Annotated in this window: 16 protein-coding genes; 9 read left to right on the top strand and 7 right to left on the bottom strand. The window is 72.0% G+C overall.

Annotated elements, in window-relative coordinates; genetic code table 11:
- The first annotated feature begins 1 nt into the window (after position 1).
- The 7 genes from H6726_10395 to H6726_10365 all read left to right on the top strand — a co-directional run bounded on the left by H6726_10395 (position 2) and on the right by H6726_10365 (position 7,625).
- A complete protein-coding gene (locus H6726_10395) occupies positions 2 to 802 on the top strand; it encodes a tryptophan synthase subunit alpha (GenBank protein MCB9658047.1) in 801 nt (266 codons plus the stop codon).
- 201 nt (positions 803 to 1,003) lie between these two features.
- Positions 1,004 to 2,269, top strand: coding sequence for a glutamine synthetase (locus H6726_10390; protein ID MCB9658046.1), 1,266 nt, complete (start codon positions 1,004 to 1,006; stop codon positions 2,267 to 2,269).
- Between the two features lies 1 nt (position 2,270).
- Positions 2,271 to 3,986 carry a 1-acyl-sn-glycerol-3-phosphate acyltransferase gene (locus H6726_10385; protein MCB9658045.1) on the top strand — a complete coding sequence of 572 codons (1,716 nt, stop codon included), beginning with the start codon at positions 2,271 to 2,273 and terminating at the stop codon, positions 3,984 to 3,986.
- The gene (locus tag H6726_10380) at positions 3,983 to 4,999 is read left to right on the top strand and encodes an NAD(P)-binding domain-containing protein (protein ID MCB9658044.1); all 1,017 of its coding nucleotides are present in this window, start codon (positions 3,983 to 3,985) and stop codon (positions 4,997 to 4,999) included. Before H6726_10385 ends, H6726_10380 begins: the two co-directional genes overlap by 4 nt.
- A gap of 10 nt (positions 5,000 to 5,009) precedes the next feature.
- Positions 5,010 to 6,161, top strand: a complete 1,152-nt coding sequence (locus H6726_10375) for an iron-containing alcohol dehydrogenase (protein MCB9658043.1) — start codon at positions 5,010 to 5,012, stop codon at positions 6,159 to 6,161.
- A 7-nt stretch (positions 6,162 to 6,168) separates the two neighbouring features.
- Entirely contained in the window at positions 6,169 to 6,780 is a 612-nt protein-coding gene (locus H6726_10370; protein MCB9658042.1) for a DUF721 domain-containing protein, read from the top strand.
- A 47-nt stretch (positions 6,781 to 6,827) separates the two neighbouring features.
- A complete protein-coding gene (locus tag H6726_10365; GenBank protein MCB9658041.1) occupies positions 6,828 to 7,625 on the top strand; it encodes a class I SAM-dependent methyltransferase in 798 nt (265 codons plus the stop codon).
- Here H6726_10365 and H6726_10360 read toward each other — a convergent pair.
- From H6726_10360 to H6726_10340, 5 genes are all read right to left on the bottom strand, one after another.
- Positions 7,567 to 8,142, bottom strand: a complete 576-nt coding sequence (locus H6726_10360; GenBank protein MCB9658040.1) for a TerB family tellurite resistance protein — start codon at positions 8,140 to 8,142, stop codon at positions 7,567 to 7,569. The two genes, H6726_10365 and H6726_10360, sit on opposite strands and share 59 nt — an antisense overlap.
- Positions 8,143 to 8,328: 186 nt before the next feature.
- Positions 8,329 to 8,784, bottom strand: a complete 456-nt coding sequence (locus tag H6726_10355; GenBank protein MCB9658039.1) for a winged helix-turn-helix transcriptional regulator — start codon at positions 8,782 to 8,784, stop codon at positions 8,329 to 8,331.
- 4 nt (positions 8,785 to 8,788) lie between these two features.
- A complete protein-coding gene (locus H6726_10350) occupies positions 8,789 to 9,163 on the bottom strand; it encodes a cupin domain-containing protein (GenBank protein MCB9658038.1) in 375 nt (124 codons plus the stop codon).
- A gap of 168 nt (positions 9,164 to 9,331) precedes the next feature.
- On the bottom strand, positions 9,332 to 10,075 hold the full coding sequence (locus H6726_10345; protein MCB9658037.1) for a DUF1109 family protein: 744 nt from the start codon (positions 10,073 to 10,075) through the stop codon (positions 9,332 to 9,334).
- Positions 10,068 to 10,622 carry a sigma-70 family RNA polymerase sigma factor gene (locus tag H6726_10340; GenBank protein MCB9658036.1) on the bottom strand — a complete coding sequence of 185 codons (555 nt, stop codon included), beginning with the start codon at positions 10,620 to 10,622 and terminating at the stop codon, positions 10,068 to 10,070. Before H6726_10340 ends, H6726_10345 begins: the two co-directional genes overlap by 8 nt.
- Before the next feature lie 277 nt (positions 10,623 to 10,899).
- On the opposite strand from H6726_10340, the gene H6726_10335 reads away from it, so the two are divergent.
- Positions 10,900 to 11,223, top strand: a complete 324-nt coding sequence (locus H6726_10335; protein ID MCB9658035.1) for a DUF2752 domain-containing protein — start codon at positions 10,900 to 10,902, stop codon at positions 11,221 to 11,223.
- Positions 11,224 to 11,378: 155 nt separating this feature from the next.
- Positions 11,379 to 12,473 carry a WD40 repeat domain-containing protein gene (locus tag H6726_10330; GenBank protein ID MCB9658034.1) on the top strand — a complete coding sequence of 365 codons (1,095 nt, stop codon included), beginning with the start codon at positions 11,379 to 11,381 and terminating at the stop codon, positions 12,471 to 12,473.
- Between the two features lie 6 nt (positions 12,474 to 12,479).
- Here H6726_10330 and H6726_10325 read toward each other — a convergent pair whose 3' ends face one another.
- Entirely contained in the window at positions 12,480 to 13,076 is a 597-nt protein-coding gene (locus H6726_10325; GenBank protein ID MCB9658033.1) for a DUF501 domain-containing protein, read from the bottom strand.
- Positions 13,073 to 13,819: a glutathione S-transferase domain-containing protein gene (locus H6726_10320; GenBank protein MCB9658032.1), complete on the bottom strand. Its 747-nt coding sequence runs from the start codon at positions 13,817 to 13,819 to the stop codon at positions 13,073 to 13,075. Before H6726_10320 ends, H6726_10325 begins: the two co-directional genes overlap by 4 nt.
- Positions 13,820 to 13,822 lie beyond the last annotated feature (3 nt).

Here is a 13,822-nt window from a genome sequence, read left to right as displayed (position 1 = left end):
CATGGGACGCATCCAAGAAGCCTTCGAGCGCGCCGAGCGAGAGCAGCGCGCCGCCCTCATCATCTACCTCTGCGCGGGCGACCCCGACCTGGCCACCACGGCGCGGCTGGTGTGCGCCGCGGCCGACGCCGGCGCGGACATCATCGAGCTGGGCATGCCGTTCAGCGACCCCACCGCGGACGGCGCCGCCATTCAGAAGGCCAGCGAGCGCGCCCTCGCCGGGGGCACCACCATGCGTGGCGCGCTCGACGTGGTCGCGACGGTGCGCAAGACGCATGACGTCCCCGTGCTGCTGTTCGGCTACTACAACCCGGTGCTCTCGTACGGCGAGGTGAAGCTCGCGAACGACGCGGCCGACGCTGGGGCCGATGGTTTCCTAGTGGTGGACCTCCCGCCCGAGGAGGCCGGGACGCTGCGTGACGCCGCGGTCGCGCGCGGGCTCGACATCGTCCCGCTCATCGCGCCCACCAGCCACGAGGCGCGCGTGCAGCTCGCGGCCCAGACGGCCACCAGCTTCATCTACTACGTGTCCATGACGGGCGTGACTGGCGCGGTGGGCCTCGATCTCGACGCCGCCTCGAAGCGCGCCGCCGAGCTGTCGGCCCGCGTCGGACGCCCGCTCGCGCTGGGCTTCGGCGTGAGCACCGCCGACGACGTGCGGGGCGTGGCCAAGCACGTCCCGGGCGTCGTGGTAGGCAGCGCGGTGGTGCGCGCCATCGCCTCCGCCGCGACACCCGACGACGCGGTCACCGCGGTCTCGGCGCTGGTGTCTTCACTGGCCGCAGGCACGTCGCGCAGCTGACGCGTCGCTGACACACGGAGACGCCGGAACACGGCGTGTTCCGCCCCTGCGCGCGGTGGGAAAACGCTTCCCGCCGCCCGCGGGCGTGGTGCTACCCTCGCGGCCGTGACGGCAGACCTCCTCGAGACACTCGCCCAGCGCGGCCTGCGCAAGGTCAAGGTCGGCGGCTTCGACGTCGACGGCCTCCTGCGCGGCAAGTTCATGCACGTCGACAAGCTGCCCGGAGCGGCGGGCAAGGGCTTCGGCTTCTGCGACGTCATCTTCGGCTGGGACATCACGGACGCGCTCTACGACAACGCGACGGTCACGGGCTGGCACAGCGGCTACCCCGACGCCCTCGCCCGCGTCGACACGAGCACGCTGCGTGTGCTGCCCTACGAGCCCGACACGGCGCACTTCCTGGTGGACTTCCACACGCAGGACGGCAAGCCCCACCCGGCCTGCCCGCGCTCGCTGCTGAAGCGCACCATCGCGCGCGCCGAGGCCCGGGGCCTGCACCCCAAATTCGGCGCCGAGTTCGAGTTCTGGGTCTTCAAGGAGACGCCGCAGACGCTCGAGCAGAAGGGCTACGCCGGGCTCGAGGCGCTAAGCCCGGGCATGTTCGGCTACTCGCTGGTGCGCGCCGGGCAGCACGCGGAGTTCGTGCACGACGTGCTGGACACGCTGAGCGCGTACGACATCCCCCTCGAGGGCCTGCACACGGAGACGGGCCCGGGCGTGTGGGAGGCGTGTATCCCCTACGACGACGCGCTGGCTGCCGCGGACAAGGCCGCGCTGTTCAAGACCACGCTCAAGCTCATCGCCGCGCGGCACGGCCTGATGGTCACCTTCATGGCCAAGTGGAACGCGGCGCTGCCCGGGTCGAGCGGGCACCTGCACCAGTCGCTGTGGGACTCCACGAGCAGCACCAACCTCTTCGGTGACGCAAAGGCAGAACACGGCCTCAGCCCCCTCGCCCGCCAGTACCTCGCGGGCATGCTGGCGACCGGGCCCGAGATGACCGCGCTCTACGCGCCCTTCGTGAACAGCTACAAGCGCTACGTGCCCGGCGTGTGGGCGCCCATCACCGCCAGCTGGGGCGCGGAGAACCGCACCAGCATGGTGCGCGTCGTCGGAGGTACGGGCAGCGGCGGCAGCGCGTCCGCGACGCGCCTCGAGCTTCGCCAGACGGGGGCCGACATCAACCCGTACATCGCGATGGCCGCCTCGCTGGGCGCCGGCCTCTACGGCATCGAGCAGGGCCTCGAGCTGCCCCCCGAGACGCACGGCGACGCCAGCACGCAGGGCAGGCCCGTGCCGCCCACACTGGAGCATGCCGTGGACGCGCTGCGCGGGAGCGACGCCGCCAAGCAGATCCTCGGCGAGGGCTTCGTCGACCACTACGTGCGCACGCGCGACTGGGAAGCGCGCGAGTACCGCAAGGCGGTCAGCACGTGGGAGCTGCGCCGCTACTTCGAGGCCGTCTGACATGGCCCTGCGACGCCGCTTCTCCGAGCGCCCCCTGCGCCTCCCGCGGCTTCGGCCGTACGTGCCCACGCCCGACGCCCCCGCAGTGTACTGGTTCAACGGGGAGCGCGACGACATCATCCACGAGGTGGTCTCGCGCGTGGCGGGCAAGCACGACAGAGACCCACGCAGCGTGGAGCTCATGCTCAACGACGCGGCGCTGCACGAGGTGCGCCGGCTCACCTCGCAGCGCGACGAGGAGACGCGCGAGTCGCTCGGATTCTGGAAGGGCATCAGCCGCGGCATCGCCCGCATGAGCGACGCCGACAAGCAGCGCATCCTGTCCACCATCGCCGAGCGCATGGCGCGCGACGTGGCGGGCAACTTCGACCCGCGCGTGTTCGAGATGGCGACGGCGGCGGGCCCCAAGCTGCTGAGCGCCATCATGCAGCCTTCGCGTGTTCCGCGAGACCTCACCTCCGGCAGCAGCGCGGTGGACGAGCTGCTCACGGTGGAGGGGGACGTGTCGCACCTGCGGCGCCTCCAGGCGCACGGCACGCTCGTGTACGTGCCCACGCACTCGTCCAACCTCGACTCCATCGTGCTGGCCCAAGCGCTGGAGCGCAAAGGGCTGGCGCCCGTGGTGTACGGCGCGGGCAAGAACCTCTTCACGAACCCCATCATCGCGTTCGGCATGCACAACCTGGGCGCGTACCGCGTCGACCGGCGCGTCCGTGCGCACCTCTACAAGGACGTGCTCAAGGCCTACGCGTCGGTGATGGTGGAGCGCGGCTACCACTCGCTCTTCTTCCCGGGCGGGACACGCTCGCGCTCGGGGCTGATCGAGCAGCGCCTCAAGCTGGGGCTGCTCGGCTCCGCCGTGGAGGCCTTCTCGCGCAACCAGGTGCAGGGCATCGACCGGCGCGTCTACATCGTGCCCACCACCATCAACTACGCGCTGGTGCTCGAGGCCGAGGCGCTGGTGGAGGACTGGCTCAAGGAAGAGGGGCAGGCGCGCTTCATCATCACGGACGACGAGTTCTCGCGCATCGAGCGCTGGTACGACTTCTTCCGGCGGCTGCGCGACCAGCGCGCCGCGTGCGTGATCCGCTTCGGCGCACCGCTCGACCCCTTCGGCAACCCGGTCGACGAAGAAGGGCGCTCCCTGAGCCCGAACGGCCGCGTGATCGACCCCGGCAGCTACGTCCTGCGGCAGGGGGAGCCCACGCTGGACGTGGCGCGTGACCAGGCCTACACGCGCGAGCTCGGCGACGTGCTCTCGGCGCGCTTCCTGTCGGACACCGTCCTGATGACCACCAACGTCGTGGCCCACGCGCTGTTCCGGCACTTCGTGCGCGAGACGCCGTCGGTGGACCTCTTCTCCCGCCTGCGCCTGCGCGGCGACATCACCATCGAGCGCGCGCTTTTACAGCGCGAGGTCGAGCAGGTGCGCGCCGGCTTGGTGCAGCTCGAGCAGCGGGGCGTGGTGCGCGTCAGCCAGATGGTGCGCACATCCGACGCCGAGGCGCTCATCACGCGCGCCCTGCGCGTCTGGCTCGGCTACCACAAGCGCATCGCGGCCCGCGAGGTGGGTCAGTACGTGAGCGCAGAGGATCCCACGTTGCTCATCTACTACCAGAACCGCGTGGTCCCGTTCGCGACGCAGCTCGCGGCGGACACGGACAGCGCCACCCAACGCGCCGCCCTCGAGATCTCGCGCCTCGGAGCGTCCCGATGAGCGCCCCTTCGCAGGCGAGTCGTCTCGGATCTTCGGGTACCGAAGCGGCCAGCGTCGGGGTCGTGGGCGGCGGTGAGTTCGGGCGCTCCTTGGCCCTCGCGGTGGCGCGCTCGGCGGGCACCGTGCTGCACTACTCCCGCGCCGCCAACCCCATCGAGACGCCGGCTGGCGGAGGTGTCGTGCACAGCACGTCCGACCTGGCCGCGCTGCGCGACGCGTCGCTGCTGTTCTTGGCGGTTCCCAGCCCCATCGTGGACGACCTGGCCACACGCCTCGACGCGCACCTCGATGGCCGCCACATGCTCGTACACGTCAGCCGCGGCCTGGCCGCGCTCGACGACGGGCTGGAAGCGCCCGCGCTGGTCACCCTCAGCGAGCGCCTGCGCGCGCTGACCGCCTGCCGCCGCGTGGGCGCGCTGGCGGGGCCGCTGGTCCCCGAGTCGCTCGCCACCACCATCCCCGGCGGCGCCGTCATCGGCACGCCCTTCCCCGAGGTCGCCGCGGCCGTGCGCGCGGCCCTCGGCGGCCCCAGCATGCGCCTGTACGACACCCCCGACCTGCTCGGCGTGGAGCTGGCCAGCGCGTCGGTGGGGGTGCTCGCCATTGCCGTCGGCATCGCGCAGGGGCTCGACGTAGGCCCCGGTGCGCTGGCGGTGTTGTGCACGCGCGGCATGTCCGAGGCCACGCGCCTCGGCGTGAAAATGGGCGCCTCCACGCACACCTTCGCGGGGCTCGCGGGCTTCGGCGACCTGGTCGCCTGCGTCGCGGGAGACGGGCGCGCCGAGCTCTTGCTTGGGCAGCAGCTCGCTCGGGGCACCTCGGTCTCGACCGCGCTCGAGCAGCTCGGCGTGCACGTCGAGGGCGTGCGCCTCGCGCCGCGCATGGCACGCTTCGCCGAACTCACCAACGTCCAAGCGCCCATCCTCGCGGCCATCGCGGGCCTGGTGGGCGGGACCCTCGGCCCCGAGGCCGCCCTCGCGTCGCTCATGGCGCGCATCGTCCACAAGGAGTAAAACGGCCGTCATGACTGAGGTGTGGAGCTTTCCAACGCGCGTCCTCTTCGGGGCTGGTTCGGTCGATCAGGTCGGCATCGAGGCGGCGCGTCTCAAGGCCACCCGCGCGCTCATCGTCAGCGACGCGGGCGTGGTCGCGGCCGGCATGGTCGAGACGGTCGCGACGCTCCTGGGCGCTGCCGGCATCGGGCACAGTGTGTACAGCGGCATCTCGTCCAACCCGCTCGAGTCCGAGGTGCTGAGCGCGGTCGAGGCCTACCGCTCCTCGGGAGCCGACATGGTGGTCGGGCTCGGCGGGGGCAGCCCGCTCGACGTGGCCAAGCTCATCCGCGTGGCCGCCACACACCCGCTGCCGCTCTCCCTGTACGACGACGCCGACAACGGCAGCGAGCGCATCGTGAACCCGCTCCCGCCGATGATCGCCATCCCCACCACGGCAGGCACGGGCAGCGAGGTGGGCCGCAGCGGCGTGCTCACCATCCAGGCCACCAACCGCAAGACGGTCATCTTCGCGCCCTCGCTCATCCCCAACGTCGCCATCCTCGACCCCGTGCTCACCGTGGCGCTGCCGCCCCGCACCACCGCCGCCACCGGCATGGACGCGCTCACGCACTGCATCGAGGCCTACTGCGCCAAGGGCGACCACCCCATGGCGGACGCCATCGCGCTCGAGGGCGTGGCGCTCATCGCGAAGCACCTCCAGACCGCCGTGCAGGACGGCAATGACCTCGAGGCGCGCGGTGCCATGCTGAAGGCAGCCATGATGGGCGCCGTCGCGTTCCAGAAGGGGCTCGGGGCGTGTCACTCGCTGGCCCACCCGCTCTCGGCCGAGAACGGCATGCACCACGGCCTCGCCAACGCCCTCTGCCTGCCGGCCGTGCTGGACTTCAACCGCGGTGCCGTGCCGCTGAAGATCGCACGCATCGCGGGCCTGCTCGGCGCGCGCGGCGAAGACAAGGAGACGCTCGCCTTCGAGTGCGCGGGCGCCGTGCGCTCGCTGCGCAAGAAGGTCGGCCTGCCCGACGGCTTGGACGCCGCCGACGTCGCGGAAGCCGGCCTGCCGCGCCTGGCGAAGCTGGCCTTCGCGGACGGCTGCCACGCCAGCAACCCTCGCCAGTGCACCGAAGAGGACATGCTGGCCCTCTACCGCGCGTCGCTCTGAGCGGCCGATGAGCACCCCGCCTCCGGCCGACGGCAAGCTCCCCAAGCGCCGCATCGCGCGACGTCGCACGCGGCGGGTGGGCAGCCTCGAGTCGCTCGACCAGACCCTGCGCAACGTCTACCCGGGCAAGGAGCAGTTCGACGAGGCGCGCGTGTTCGGCGGGTGGAACGACGCCGTGCCGCCGCGCGTGGCGCTCAACGCGCAGCCCGTGCGCTTTCAGCGCGGCACGCTGCTGGTGCATGTGAAGAGCCCCGTCTGGGCGCAGGAGCTGAGCTTCCTCAAGGAGGACCTGCTGCGCGGCGTGCGCGCCAAGGCTCCCTCGCTCAACGTGCGGGAGCTGCGCTTTCGTGTGGGGCCGCTGCCCGAGGTGGCGCGCATCCCGAGCCTCGAGCGCCCCCCGCCCGTGCCCCCGCCGCGTCGCGCGGCGCTCACCCCGGAGCTGCTGCGGGCGCTGTCTCAAGTGGACGACGAGGGGCTGCGTGAGATCATCCGCGAGACGGCCAGCGTCGGTCTCGGGCGTCTGGAAGAGCACGAAGCACGCGTCGAGCAGGCGCGGGCGCGTCGGGAGGCGCAGGCTCGACGGCCTGAGCCGGGAGACCCACGGCGCAAGTCGCGCTGAGCGCCCCCCGCTGGACGCGCGCTGAGCGGGCCCTAGAGCACCAGGCCATGAGCTACCAGGCGCAGAACAAGCGAATGTGGGACGAGCGGGTCCCCATCCACGTCGCGAGCGAGTTCTACGACGTCGCGGGATGGAGGGGCGGTCGCTGCTCGCTCCAGCCGTTCGAAGCGGACGAGCTGGGCTCGGTCGAAGGGAAGCAGCTGGTCCATCTGCAGTGCCACTTCGGCCTCGATACGCTGTCGTGGGCTCGCCGCGGAGCCCTCGTCACGGGACTCGACTTCTCCCAACCCGCCGTGGACGCTGCGCTCGCGTTGGCGCGTGAGGCGGGGCTCGACGCCCGCTTCGTGTGCGCCGACGTGTTCGACGCGCCCGCCGCGCTCGGTCGGCGCTACGACATCGTGTACACGGGGATCGGCGCGCTGATCTGGCTCCACGACATCCGGCGCTGGGCCAGCGTGGTCCGGTCGCTGTTGAAGCCTGGCGGGTGCCTGTACCTGGTCGAGTGCCACCCGCTGACGGACGTTTTCGACGCGGGTGATCTCACGGTCCGGCACGACTACTTCCACGACCCGAACGGTCAGGTCTGGGACGAGCCCGGGACCTACGCCGACCAGGGGGCGGAGACGGTGGCCAACGTGTCCGTGGAGTTCCGGCACCCCATCTCCGACGTGCTGAGCGCGCTGCTGTCGGAGGGGCTGCAGCTCGAGCTGTTCCACGAGTTCGACCACACGGCGTTCGCCCGCTGGCCGTTCATGCGGCGGGACGCGGACGGCTGTTTCCGCCCGCCTACGGGCACACCGCGCCTCCCGCTGCTGTACTCGCTCCGCGCGCGCCTCCCGGAGTAGCGCCGAGAGTGTGCAGCGCATGGAGCGCGCTCAGCGAGAGCGGATCAGACGGGACGAGGCTCGGCGGGTCCCCGTGGGCCGTGCGGGTGTGCTCCGTGGCGAGCTGCCGCGCCGCGCGCATCAGCGCCTCGAGCTGGGTGCGCGTGGGACGACCAGCGCCCACCCGCGCCATGCCGAGGGCCAGGCGGCGCGTGCGTTGCGCGACGTCCGCGTCGAGGTCCCAGTAGCGCTCGAAGTGGTTCAGCACGCGGCGCTCGTCGGGGTGGATGCGGCCGTCGGAGGCCGCCACCCACACGGCGAGCGCGTAGGCCACGGCGCGAATCGGCGCGGGCGGCAAAGCGTCGTCGAACTCCGAGGTCAGGCTCGCGATGCGCGCGGCGACGTCCGTGACCCCCAAGAGGGAGGCGACCTCGTCCACGGCGCGCACCTGCGCGAACGACATGCGGCCGTCCGCCCAGAGGACGTCGAGCAGTGGCGAGAGGAGGTCGAAGGGACGGGTGTTCAGGGTCTCGGGCATGGCGATGCTCCTGGTGTGCGGATGCCCAGGGGGAGGAGGCGGCTGCGCGCCTCGTCGCCACGGACCCCTGCGGAACACCTCGTCGGCGCATTCCGTTCCCAAATGGATCGGTGACGCCCACGCATGCTGGTGCCCGTGCTGCCGAGGAGGCCGTTCGCGGCTCGACGGTCGGTGCAGACGGACAGTCTAGCGGGACGGGCGAATGGCCGGCAGCGCCCCGTCGTTGGTCGCGAGGAGCACCTCTGTCAGATCGCTGCGCATCGCGTCCACGCGCGCGCGCCCGAGCACCTCGGCCCACTCGTCCTCGAGCTCTGCATAGATGGACTCTGCCGTCGCGAGGAGCCGACGCCCCCTCGGCGCGATCTGGAGCACCTTCGCGCGGGCGTCCGCAGGGTGCGGCTTGCGGCTGACGAAGTGCTCGGCCTCCATCGCATCGATGAGCTTGGAGGCCGCTTGCTTGGTCATTCCCATCAGCTCGGCGACATCGTTGCCGGTGAGCGAGCGGTCACGCGCGGCGAGCAGCACGAACGCGAACGCCGGCCGCACGTCAGGGAAGCCGCGTTCGGCGAGGCGTGCGTGCAGGCCGGTCACGAGCGTGTTCATACCCATCGCGAACAATCGGGCGAGCGGGATGGAGCTCACGGGGTCACACGGCCCAGGGCGGCGTGAAGGGCTCGCCGGATCCGAACTGCGCCTGGCCTCCGACCGGGAGGCAGCAGAGGAGCTCCGCCGGCGCGTCGCCCACGGCAGCGATGGTGAAGTCGACGCCCACCGGGGTGACGATGGCGTCCCCAGCGGCGGCGAACTGCGTCGACCCTTCCGTCGCGCACGCGACACGGCCTTCGAGCACGATGAAGACCTCCTCGCGCGTCACGCGGTGCGGCGTTCCGTCGACGCCGGGCGCGAGCCAGACGCGCCAGACGCTCGTCTCGCGCGAGCCGCGCGCGGGAGTGGCGAGGGAACGGAACCGGGCGTGAGGGAGCTCGTGGGTCCAGTCAGACGGAGCGGGGAGAACGGGCATGGGGCCTCCAGAAAATGGTCTACTTGGTGGACTATATCGACAAGACACAATAAGTCAACCTAGTGGACTAACTCCACGAAACGGTCTGCACCGGGGGCCCCGCGGGTCGCGCACACGGGCCAACGTTCGCGTTCCACGAGCCAGGCCGCTCGGGTCACAGCGCGGCGATCAGGCGCGCTCGAGCCGCCGCGCCAGCAGCACACCCAGCACGCACCACACCACCACCATGGCGTGCCCGAGAGCCATGTGCGCGGTGCCCGTGTTGGCACAGTGCATCTGCAGGAACGTGTTTCCGGCCAAGCCCGCCGCCGTGCCCGCCGCCACGGCCGAGAGGGAGCTCCCGCGATCCAGCAGGCGCACCAGCAGGTACACGGGCAGCGCCACCAGGGCGCCCACCAGCCCGCACGGGCTCAGCAGCTCGGCCACGCCGCGCGAGACGTGCTCGTCGTGCGCGTGGGGCGCCGGGAGCAGACCCACCAGCGCCACCAGCGCCACGGCTGCCCCCGACAGCCCGTAGGTCTTCCACGGGGGCAACGCCGGCAGGTGAGCCCCACGCAGCGCGACCAGCGCGCACAGCACGAACGCGGCGCCATACGCGGAGAGCTCGAGGGCCAGGCGCCACGCGGGGTAGCTGGCGAGGTCCGTGCGGGGAATCGCGACCCACGTGGTCATGACGAGCGTACCGAGGGCGGCCACCCCGACCAGAGCGCGCTGCCAGGTGGGACGCTGACGGAGCCCAGCGAGGGGGCGCCGCTCCTCGGCCGCGACCCCGGCCTGCACCCGCTCTCGCAGCGCGGCGAGGGCCGACGAGTCGCCCGCCGGATCGCCGCTCGCCGCCGAGGACACCCCAGCGGAGCGCACGAAGGCGCGCAGCTCTTCGTCGGGAAGGGGGTTCTCGTCGGTCTCACTCATGGCCAAGCTCCAGCTGCAGCAGCTCCTTCAGCGTCTTGTATGCGCGATGGGCCCGAACTCTTACGGCGCCCTCGCTCGTTCCCACGATTCGGGCCACCTCGGCGAAGGGCAGCTCCTGGATCCAGTGCAGCTCGACCACCTCGCGCTGGGAGTCCGGCAGGCGGCGCAGGGCGGCGTGCAGGGCCTCGGCCCGCTGCCGGGTCTCGATGGGCCCCTGCTCCTCGGCGGGGGCCGCGCGGCGGTCGAGCGTGTCGTCCACGGACGTCTTGCGGCGCTTGGTGCGGCGCCAGTGCTCGCGCACGAGGTTCATGGCGATGGTGAGCACCCAAGGGCGCAGGCGCGCGTCCGTGCGGAAGTCGAAGCGGGCCGCGTGTACCCGGACGAAGGTCTCCTGCACCACGTCGCGGGCCTGGTCCTCGGTCTCGAGGTGCCGGCGCGCCACGCGCAGCAGCAGGTCGGCGTAGCGCTCGAAGAGCACGTCGAACGCCACGGCGTCGCCCGCGCAGTAGACGCGCATCAGCTCTTCGTCCGTCCGCGGGTCGACCATCGGGACGCAAGGTACGCGCGGGCTCGCGCGAGGTCGAGCCCTTGACGCGCGCCGGCCACGGGGTGATGGTCGTGGCGTGCACGACCCGATGCCGTCCGCCGCGCCCAGCGATGAAGCCCCTGAGCCCCCCGTCGCGGCGTTCCCGACCACGAGCGCGGCACGCGCCGGTCAGGCCCGCCGGCTCACCTGGGTCTCTCGGCTTGGCTGGTTCGTGCTGGGCGTCATCCCACTCGCGGTGGTCGTCACCGCCACCCAGCTCACCCCCGCGCCGGAGGGCATGGGCACGCACCAACAGCTGGGGCTGCCGCCGTGCGGGTTCCTGGTGGTGACGGGCATCCCCTGCCCCGGCTGCGGCCTCACCACCAGCTTCTCGCACATGGTGCGTGGCGAGTTCACGGGTGCCACCCGCGCCAACCCCTTCGGGGTGATGCTGTTCTTCGTCACGTTCTTCACCATCCCCGTGGCGGCGGTCGGCTTCTACCGCGGCAGTCCGGTGCTGGACACGCTCGAGGCGCTGCACGCCGAGAAGTGGGCCATCCTGCTCTCGGTGACCTCGATCTTGGTGTGGGTCATCCGGGTCGCCCGGCACATGCTGGGGTGAACGGCGTGCCCCCGCGCTCGAGCAGCGGGCTCGAATTCACAGGTCAGCCCCGGCGGCCACGCGCGGCGCCCACCCGGTGCGTTGCCGCCGCCTCCAGGCTCGCCCTCGCAGTCGTGACGATGGGGTGTGGGGCGGCCCCCACACACCCAACCGCCGTGGAGGTCGCCCCCACGCGACGGGACCCACCTCCTGTGGACCTGTTGGGCTCCCGCGGCGGGCACACCGCCCCAGTCACCGGCGCCGCGTTCAGCCCCGACGGGGAGCGCGTGGTCACGAGCAGCGAAGACGGAACGGCGCGCCTGTGGCACGTCGCGTCCGCGGCGCTGGTCGCGGTGCTCGAAGGGCACTCGGACGAGGTCAACGCGGTCACCTTCGCACCCAACGGGTCGGTCATCGCCACGGGCAGCGAAGACGGCACCGCGATGCTTTGGGAGGCGAGCACGGGTGCAGCCCACAGCACGCTGCACAGCCCTGCCGGCGGCCTGTGGACCGTGGCCTTCAGCCCCGACGGTTCACTCTTGGCGGGCGCCGGAAGCGCGGGGATGGCGGCGATCTGGGACGCCCGCGACAACACCCTGCACGCCACGCTCTCGGGCCACTCCGGACTGATGTGGACCGCCGAGTTCAGCCCCGACGGAACACGCCTGGCGACCGCGTGCGAGGATCGCACGGCCGCTCTCTGGGACACGCGCACCGGTGCCCGCATGGCGACGCTCGCTGGACACACCGCGCCGGTGACCAATGTCTGGTTCAGCGCTGACGGAACACAGCTGGCGACCCGGGGCGACGACCGCACCGTGCGCCTGTGGGACGGGCGCACGGGCGCGGCACGTCACACGCTGACACACGCGGAGGAGGTACACGGCGCCGCGTTCAGCCGCGACGGTGCGCTGGTCGCGACAGGCTCGGACGACACGAGCGTGCGCCTCTGGGATGCCCGCTCCGGAGCCCCCCGTGGCGAGCTCGCAGGCCACACCGAGGCCGTCATCGACGTGCTCTTCACGCCCGACGGCGCGCGGCTCGTGAGCGTGTGCGGCGACGGCAGCGTGAGCGTCTGGGGGCTTCACACGCGTCAGCTCCAGGTGCGCTGGGACGGGGGGCTCGACGCGCCGCTCATGTCGGTGCTCAGCCGCAACGGACGACAGCTGCTCATCGTGGCGGACGACACCGCGCGCGTGCTGGACCTGGAGACGGGCGCGTACCGCGCGACCTTCCCGGGCGAGTCCCACCTGCAGCCGGACGTGCCCTGAGTCGGGCTACGGCTCGGCCAACGACGGCTCGCGCCACTCCGGGTTGCGCACCCAGACGCCCGCCGCGCCGACGTGCACACACGGCAGCGGGCAGTCCGCGGGCAGCGTCTGCGAGGCGACACGCTCTCCGACGGGGTTCTCGTGTCCGGCGAGGAAGTCCGCGGCGTGCGCGTGCAGGCACTTCAGCCCGGCACGCCCCTCTTCATCCAGGCGAATCCCCGCCACCCCACCTGCCGGCGGGTGCGCGACGCCATCGTCCACGTGCGCGTCGCGCTCGGCGGCATAGCGGGTGTGCGCGTCACGCATGGCGCTGGCCAGTGACGCATCGGCTTCGAGCAGCGCCTCCATGCGCCGCACCTCGCCGGCCCCCTCGAGACGCGCGATGCGCCGGTGCAGCAGCGGGCACGTGAGCCAGTAGCGCGTGGGGAACGGTTCTCCCGAGGCGAGGACCGGGGGCATGCGCACCACGACGGGCAGGCGCAGCGTGCACCTCACCAGGACGTCTGGCCGCCCACGCGGCACGCGACCCAGCTGTGCGCCGAGCGCAGCCGTGTCGTCGGGAGCGTCCAGCGCCTCCCGGTCGCCCGCGGCGTTGGCGCTCACGTCGCAGCCTGGGCCTGCTGCCCACGGTGTCGCGCGTAGAGACCGTCGCGCCACTCGAGCAGGTCCGCGAACTCGCGCGCGAGCGCGGGGTCCTCCCACGCGCGGCGGGTGCGCGGGTCGAGCGGGATGAACGTGTCGGAGACGGGCTGCACGAACTGCAGCATGACCGCCATGGCCATGTCGGCAAACGTGAGCTGGTCGAACAGGTGCTCGCGCCCCGCGAGCCCTCGCCGCAGCGCATGGCACGCGTCGCGCAGGGCAGCGCCGTCTCCCGGACACGCCCCGTGGTGCTTGTTCGCGAACCAGGCCATCACGAGCGACGAGCTCGGGTACATCAGGGGCCGCAGGCCGCGCGGCACGCCCGCGTCGATCTGCGCCCGCATGGCCTCCGGGTCCTGCCGAATCTTCTCGATGAGCCCCACCCGAGCCAACGCGCACGCGTCCTGGCCGCGCTCGTGCCATGCGCGAATCGCCTCACGGTGCGGCTCCGGGAACAGCGTGGGCCCACGCCCCACGGCCTCGGCGCGATGCGCGATGTCCCAGCTCTCCCCCAGCACCTCACCGTCGTCGAAGAGCACCGGCACGGTGGCCTTACCCGTCGCGTTGCGCGTGGCGATGCGCAGCTGGGGCTCCCCCAGGAGGATCTTGTACTCCTTGTACGTGTAGGCCACCCCATGGTGGTCCAGTGCCCACCGCGCCTTCTCGGACCAAGGAGAGTACGAGAGCGCCACCAACGTTCGCATGGG

This window comes from Sandaracinaceae bacterium (assembly GCA_020633055.1).
Lineage (GTDB): Bacteria > Myxococcota_A > Polyangia > Polyangiales > Houyiibacteriaceae > JADJJE01.
The sequence above is the reverse complement of the archived record's forward strand: the minus strand, read 5'-3'. Positions and strand labels throughout refer to the sequence as shown.

Bases quoted from the DNA above. Each gene is read 5' to 3' on its own strand.
- H6726_10360 (MCB9658040.1), bottom strand. From the start codon at position 8,142: ATGCCCGAGACCCTGAACACCCGTCCCTTCGACCTCCTCTCGCCACTG.
- H6726_10335 (MCB9658035.1), top strand. From the start codon at position 10,900: ATGGGCACGCACCAACAGCTGGGGCTGCCGCCGTGCGGGTTCCTGGTG.
- H6726_10365 (MCB9658041.1), top strand. From the start codon at position 6,828: ATGAGCTACCAGGCGCAGAACAAGCGAATGTGGGACGAGCGGGTCCCC.
- H6726_10350 (MCB9658038.1), bottom strand. From the start codon at position 9,163: ATGCCCGTTCTCCCCGCTCCGTCTGACTGGACCCACGAGCTCCCTCAC.
- H6726_10340 (MCB9658036.1), bottom strand. From the start codon at position 10,622: ATGGTCGACCCGCGGACGGACGAAGAGCTGATGCGCGTCTACTGCGCG.
- H6726_10345 (MCB9658037.1), bottom strand. From the start codon at position 10,075: ATGAGTGAGACCGACGAGAACCCCCTTCCCGACGAAGAGCTGCGCGCC.
- H6726_10370 (MCB9658042.1), top strand. From the start codon at position 6,169: ATGAGCACCCCGCCTCCGGCCGACGGCAAGCTCCCCAAGCGCCGCATC.
- H6726_10395 (MCB9658047.1), top strand. From the start codon at position 2: ATGGGACGCATCCAAGAAGCCTTCGAGCGCGCCGAGCGAGAGCAGCGC.
- H6726_10385 (MCB9658045.1), top strand. From the start codon at position 2,271: ATGGCCCTGCGACGCCGCTTCTCCGAGCGCCCCCTGCGCCTCCCGCGG.
- H6726_10390 (MCB9658046.1), top strand. From the start codon at position 1,004: ATGCACGTCGACAAGCTGCCCGGAGCGGCGGGCAAGGGCTTCGGCTTC.
- H6726_10320 (MCB9658032.1), bottom strand. From the start codon at position 13,819: ATGCGAACGTTGGTGGCGCTCTCGTACTCTCCTTGGTCCGAGAAGGCG.
- H6726_10375 (MCB9658043.1), top strand. From the start codon at position 5,010: ATGACTGAGGTGTGGAGCTTTCCAACGCGCGTCCTCTTCGGGGCTGGT.
- H6726_10380 (MCB9658044.1), top strand. From the start codon at position 3,983: ATGAGCGCCCCTTCGCAGGCGAGTCGTCTCGGATCTTCGGGTACCGAA.